The 6,360-nt window shown below is 54.8% G+C and carries 4 protein-coding genes; all 4 read left to right on the top strand.

The window, feature by feature from the left end; translation table 11 throughout:
- The first annotated feature begins 95 nt into the window (after positions 1 to 95).
- Complete coding sequence (gene nuoE, locus B3W37_RS04700; RefSeq protein ID WP_483170284.1) at positions 96 to 644, top strand: NADH-quinone oxidoreductase subunit NuoE; 549 nt, start codon at positions 96 to 98, stop codon at positions 642 to 644.
- Positions 641 to 2,401 carry an NADH-quinone oxidoreductase subunit NuoF gene (nuoF, locus tag B3W37_RS04695; RefSeq protein ID WP_483174933.1) on the top strand — a complete coding sequence of 587 codons (1,761 nt, stop codon included), beginning with the start codon at positions 641 to 643 and terminating at the stop codon, positions 2,399 to 2,401. Before nuoE ends, nuoF begins: the two co-directional genes overlap by 4 nt.
- 13 nt (positions 2,402 to 2,414) lie before the next feature.
- Positions 2,415 to 5,906, top strand: coding sequence for an FAD-dependent oxidoreductase (locus tag B3W37_RS04690; RefSeq protein WP_483174932.1), 3,492 nt, complete (start codon positions 2,415 to 2,417; stop codon positions 5,904 to 5,906).
- Positions 5,907 to 6,045: 139 nt separating this feature from the next.
- The coding region (locus tag B3W37_RS04685; protein ID WP_483174931.1) for a Glu/Leu/Phe/Val dehydrogenase dimerization domain-containing protein at positions 6,046 to 6,360 on the top strand (315 nt) is incomplete at its 3' end.

Raw genomic sequence — 6,360 nt, 5'->3', positions numbered from 1 at the left:
GTGTTTACAAACCGGCTCAAATGGTTTAACAATTAACCCAACCTTTGCTTTAATGAGGCATTACAAGCTGGTTTTTATATAAGGGGGTAGGAGAGGTGACATGTGGTTGTAGCCATCAAAAACGTTGGGAGACAGCCTTTAATAACAACGGTGTGGATTTGACCTTGATCAAAAGCGTGCTGGATCGTTACCGGAATCAGCCCGGCAGTTTGATTACGGTTTTGCAAGAGACCCAGGCCATCTACGGCTATCTTCCCATGGGGGCGTTGGCAGCCATCGCCCGGGAACTGAAACTGAAGCCTTCCAAGGTATATGGGGCGGCAACCTTTTACACTCAGTTCCGCTTGAAGCCGGTGGGTAAACACCTGATACTGCTGTGCCAGGGGACGGCCTGCCATGTCAACGGAGCGGACCGAATCGCCACTGCCCTCTGTGAGGAATTGCAGGTCGAAATCGGTGAGACCACTGCCGACGGGGTTTTTACTCTGGATACGGCCGCCTGTCTGGGCTGCTGCAGCCTGGCTCCGGTGATGATGATTGACGGGCAGGCCTACGGGCCATTGACGCCAGATAAAGCCAGGGCAGTGATCAAAAAGATATACAGCGCCGAATCAGCGGTGACCGGGGAAGGTGAAACAGCATGAAAGTAAGAGTTGGTCTGGGAAGTTGCGGTATCGCCGCCGGGGCCCTGGAAGTATGGGATGAACTGGATAAACTGCAGCAGGCGGCGGGGTTCTCCATCGAAAAACAGCAAACCGGCTGTAGCGGCATGTGCTATCAGGAGCCACTGATAGACATCATCGAAGATGGCGGTTCGGTCTACTCTTACGGGAAGGTCAATGCCCGGCGGCTGCAGGAGATAGTCAAGGCCCATCAGGATGGCACTGGCCCGCTTGAAGAATATTTAACCACCGTCCAGGATAAAGGCGAAGATTTCCTGAGCCGTCAGGTGCGGGTGGCCCTGCGCAATTGCGGTCATATTGATCCGGAATCACTGGCTGATTATCGTCTGGCCGGAGGATATAAGGCCCTGGAGAAAGCAATCCTTATGACCCCCGAAGAGGTCATAGACGAAATCAGAGCATCAGGGTTGAGGGGGCGCGGCGGAGCTGGCTTTCCCACCTGGTTTAAGTGGCAGGACACCAGAAAACAACCCGGGGAAACCAAATATGTGGTGTGCAATGCTGATGAGGGCGATCCCGGAGCGTTCATGGACCGCAGTGTTCTGGAAGGGGATCCCCATGCGGTGCTGGAGGGAATGACGATCGCGGGTTATGCTATCGGGGCTAAAGAAGGCATCATCTATTGCCGCGCCGAGTATCCTCTAGCCATCAAGCGGCTGTCGATCGCCATTGAAACGGCCCGTGATGCGGGTTTGTTAGGCGAGCATATACTCAACAGCGAATTTAGTTTTGATATCCGCATCAAGCAGGGGGCCGGCGCTTTTGTCTGTGGAGAAGAAACTGCCTTAATCGCTTCTCTGGAAGGAGAACGGGGTATGCCCCGCCTCAAGCCTCCGTATCCGTCAGTCTACGGTTTTTGGGGTAAACCCACTAATATCAATAATGTTGAAACTTTTGCCAACGTCCCCTGGATCATGACCCGGGGCGGCGAAGCTTTTGCGGCTATGGGAACCGCCGACAGCAAAGGCACCAAAGTATTCGCCCTGGCCGGCAAAGTGAACCGGGGCGGATTGGTAGAGGTGCCCATGGGGATCACCCTGCGGGAGGTCATATATGATATCGGCGGGGGGATCAGAAATGGCAAACGCTTTAAAGCGGTGCAGCAGGGCGGTCCGGCCGGGGGATGCATACCGGCAGCCCATTTGGATACCCCGATCGATTATCAAAGGATTACCAGCCTGGGGGCAATAATGGGCTCAGGCGGGATGATCGTGGTCGATGAAGATACTTGTATGGTAGATATGGCCCGCTATTTCCTTGATTTTACCCAGAAGGAATCCTGCGGAAAGTGTGTGCCATGCCGCATCGGCACCAGGCGCATGTTGGACATTATCGAGAGGATCTGCGATGGTCAGGGCCGGCCTGAAGACATCGGCCTCCTGGAAGAACTGGCTCAACAGATAAGCGAGGCTTCGCTGTGCGGTTTGGGGCAAGGGGCCCCCAATCCGGTTTTGACTACTTTGCGTTATTTTAGAGAAGAATACGAAGCCCATATTAATGACAAGAAGTGTCCGGCCCGGCAATGTAAAGGCCTTATTCAATATATCATCGACCCCGAAAAATGCACGGGCTGCACAATTTGTGCCAAGAAATGCCCGGTACAATGCATTCACGGCGGCAAGCGCGAGCCCCACAGCATCGAACAGGAAAAATGCATCAAGTGCGGCACCTGTTTGGAAGTGTGCCCCCCCCGATTCTCGGCAGTAAGGGTTGATTAAGGAGGAGTCCAATATGATAGAGATTAACGGAAAATCGATTCCAGTACAGCCGGGCCGCACTATTCTGGAACTCGCGGCGGACCACGGTGTTATTATACCCACCCTGTGCCATGACGAGCGGGTTAAAACCTATGGAGCCTGTGGACTCTGCGTGGTTGAGGTGGAAGGCGCGAAAAACCTGGTGCGGGCCTGTGCCACAGAAGCCGCCCCGGGTATGAAAATTAAGACTGAGAGTGAGCGGGTACGCCAATCACGGCGGATAACCCTGGAGTTGATTATGTCCGATCACCGCGGGGACTGCCGCCCTCCCTGTTCACTGGCCTGTCCGGCAGATACTGATTGCCAGGGATATGTGGGCTTAATCGCCAACGAACGTTTTGAAGAAGCCTTGCGGCTGCTCAAAGAAAGCTATCCGCTCCCTTTCAGCATCGGCATGGTTTGTCCCCATCCTTGCGAGAAGGCTTGCCGCCGCCAGATGGTGGAGGAGCCTATAGCCATTGCGGATTTAAAGGCCTTTGCCGCCAGTCAGGATCTGGGCAGACTCAAGCCTTACCTGCCTGAGGTTACGCCGCCCAGCGGCAAAAGGGTAGCGGTAGCGGGCTCCGGCCCGGCAGGTTTGACAGCGGCGTATTTCCTGGCCCGGGCCGGTCATGAGGTAACGGTATACGAAGCCATGCCCCAGGCCGGCGGGATGCTGCGCTATGGCATCCCTGAGTACCGCTTGCCCAAAGCCTTTTTGGATCAGGAAATCGACCTGATAAAAGCCATCGGGGTTAAGATAATAACCAACACCAGAATTCCGGACGATATTGATTTGAGCTATCTGCAGGACAATTTTGATGCTGTATTTCTGGGCATCGGAGCCTGGAGGTCATCGCAGATTGGCTGCTCTGGAGAAGAACATACCCGGGTCTTGGGAGGAATCGACTTCCTGCGCCAGGTGGCTATGAATGAACCCGTTGATCTGGGTGCGAGGGTGGCAGTGGTCGGCGGAGGCAATACCGCTATGGATGCTGCCCGTACCGCAGTGCGTCTGGGGGCCGCTGAAGTCATGGTGCTTTACCGGCGCACCCGTGCGGAAATGCCGGCCGAGGATATTGAGATCGTTGAGGCGCAGGAGGAAGGCGTTGTTTTCAAATTCCTGGTGGCTCCTGAGGAGATCATCAGTGAGGGCGGACGTATTGCCGGCATCAAGGTGCAAAAGATGGTATTGGGAGAGCCGGACGATTCGGGCCGGCGCAGCCCGACTCCCACCGGGGAAGTGGAATTCATCGCTGTGGATACCATTATTGCAGCTATAGGACAGCAGGTTGACGCCCACGGGTTCGATAGTACCCGCCCGGGCCGGCGCGGCAATCTGGAGGTAGCCCCGGAGACTATGCAGACCGCGCTTCCCGGGGTTTTTGCCGGCGGCGATGCGGTGACCGGACCGGGGATCGCTATAGAGGCGGTTGCCCAGGGACAAAAAGCCGCCCGCTCCATCGACAAATATCTTAAAGGCCTGGAGTATACGGCGTCATATCCCTATGTAAGCGAAAAGGAAGCGGCTCCGCACGACTTCAAGGATTATTCGGCTCAGAGCAGGGTGCATCCCCGGCATGAAAAAGCCGAAGAGCGCCGTTGCGATTTCCGGCAGGTGAAAAAGGTCTTTACAGCGGAGGAAGCCCGGACCGAAGCCAACCGCTGCCTGGAATGCGGCTGCCTGGATTATTATGAATGCCGTTTGCTAAAATATGCCCGGCAATACCAGGTCAAACCGCAGCGCTGGTATGGCCAGAACCGGACTGAGTCCACCCTTGAACAGCACCCCTTCATGTTAAGGGATATGAATAAATGCATCTTATGCGGTCTTTGCGTGAGAATATGTGACGAGGTTGTTGGAGCGGCCGCACTGGGATTAGTGGAACGCGGCTTCGATACGCTGGTGCAGCCTGAAATGGGGCTGGCATTGAGCCAGACCTCCTGTATCGCTTGCGGTCAATGCATAGCGGTATGTCCTACCGGGGCCCTGGCAGAACGGAACCGGTTTGGCAAGAATATTCCCCTGCAATTACAAGAAGCCATCACCACCTGTTCCTTCTGCGGAATGGGATGCCAGCAGAAAGTTGAGTCTTATGGCGGGTTGATCGCCAGGGTCGAACCGCTGGAGAACGGCTTATTATGCTCGCGGGGGCGCTTCGCCTGGCAGGAGAACCAGCGGGAACGCCTTACTGCTCCCATGATCAAGCGGGATGGGCAATGGCAGCAGGCATCCTGGGAGGAGGTTCTGACCCGGATAAAAGCCTGTCAACCTGATAAGGCTCCGGGAGATTCCGATGTCGGGGTGTTCATGAGCCCGGTCTATACGGTTGAGGAAGCCGGCGCGGCCGCATATGTCGCTCACGGTTTAAGAGCCCGTTATCTGAGCAGCTTCACCCGCAACGCCGGGGAAGGTTTGAAACGTATTCTGGGCGATAATCTGTCCAGCAACAAGGTAAGCGAACTGGATCAGGCTGATTTAATACTGATGATCGGGTCTTTCAGATACAACCAGGTTCCGGCGATTAAAGCCCGGCAAGCCGCCGACAAGGGCGCGCGCCTGATCGTTATAAGCGCGGAGGAAGGCGTTGCTGATGACTTGGCGTTGCTGAGAATATGCCCTGAGGACAATGATATGGATCTCCTGCTGCAAGTACTGGCCGCGGTCCTGCAGAAGCGTTCCCTTGATCCTGCTTTCACCGACCGCTCCTGGAAAGGCTTTGACGAGTTGACCGAGCTCGTCAGAGACAGAAGAATCGGTGATACCGCGGCTCAGATCGCCGAATTGTACCAGGGCGCCTCCCGGGCTCTGATCCTGGTCGACGGCTATTCCACCAGCATCGCCGCCGTACAGGTATTAGCCGATCTGGCTGTAATCAGCGGCCACATCGGTTCGCCGGCCAATGGCATCATAGTGATTTCACCCGGAGGCAACGCAACCGGGGTATGGCAGGCCGGTTATAAGCAACCGCGCCAAGAAGTGCTGGATGCCCTGGAGGGGGGGGAACTGCGGACTATTTTCGTTCTGGGGGAGGACCCGGTGGGGTGCGGTATGATAGCAGCTGAAACCTTGCGCCGGGCTGAGTTCCTGTTCGTTATGGCGCCTTATTGGAATGAGACCGCTGCTCTGGCTGACATCGTATTACCCGGATCGCTGCCCATGGAGACCAACGGCACTTACGTGATTGCGGACGGCAGCCTGAAGCTGGTACAGGGGATACAAACACCGCCGTCCGGCCATGACAATATAGCTATCTTCGAGGCCGTTATGCAGAGCCTCAAGCTGCGCCCGGAACTGAGAATGAAGGTGTTGCCGGAAAAGAAATGGTCCAGGGCCGTGCAATATGAGGAGGGATTCGCCTATCAGGACGGCAAAGCCCATCTTTCATTGCCAGGCTTCAAACGGATTTTTGTTGATCCTTATTCCGGTGACCCGGCCTGGCGCCGTTTTAATAAGACCATGTCTGAACAAGGGTTAATTGGCTAAAAATTGTATTCCGGTATACAGATGGAAGCCCGAATCATGCATACAATATATCTGTCGGCAGCCTATTTACAGGGGCTGCGTCCAGCCTCTATAATTTCATTGGGCTTGCGGATAAAGCCAAACCAAAGGAGGTTGCCTTATGGATTATATTAAAGAGTTATTGGCCCGGGTAGAAAAGAGAAACCCAAATGAACCGGAATTTTATCAAGCTGTCGCCGAGGTATTGGAATCATTGGAGCCGGTTATCTCCAAGCATCCCGAATATGTTGATGCGGGTATTTTAGAGAGAATAGTAGAGCCTGAACGGCAGATCATTTTCCGGGTGCCCTGGGTGGATGACAATGGCACTGTACAGGTTAACCGCGGTTTTCGTTTTGAGTTTAACAGCGCTATAGGTCCTTATAAGGGAGGATTGCGTTTTCATCCTTCTGTCAATGCCAGCATCATAAAGTTT

The organism is Syntrophomonas sp. UBA5494 (assembly GCF_002426325.1).
Note: the sequence above shows the minus strand (reverse complement) of the source record. Positions and strands in the feature narration are given on the sequence as shown.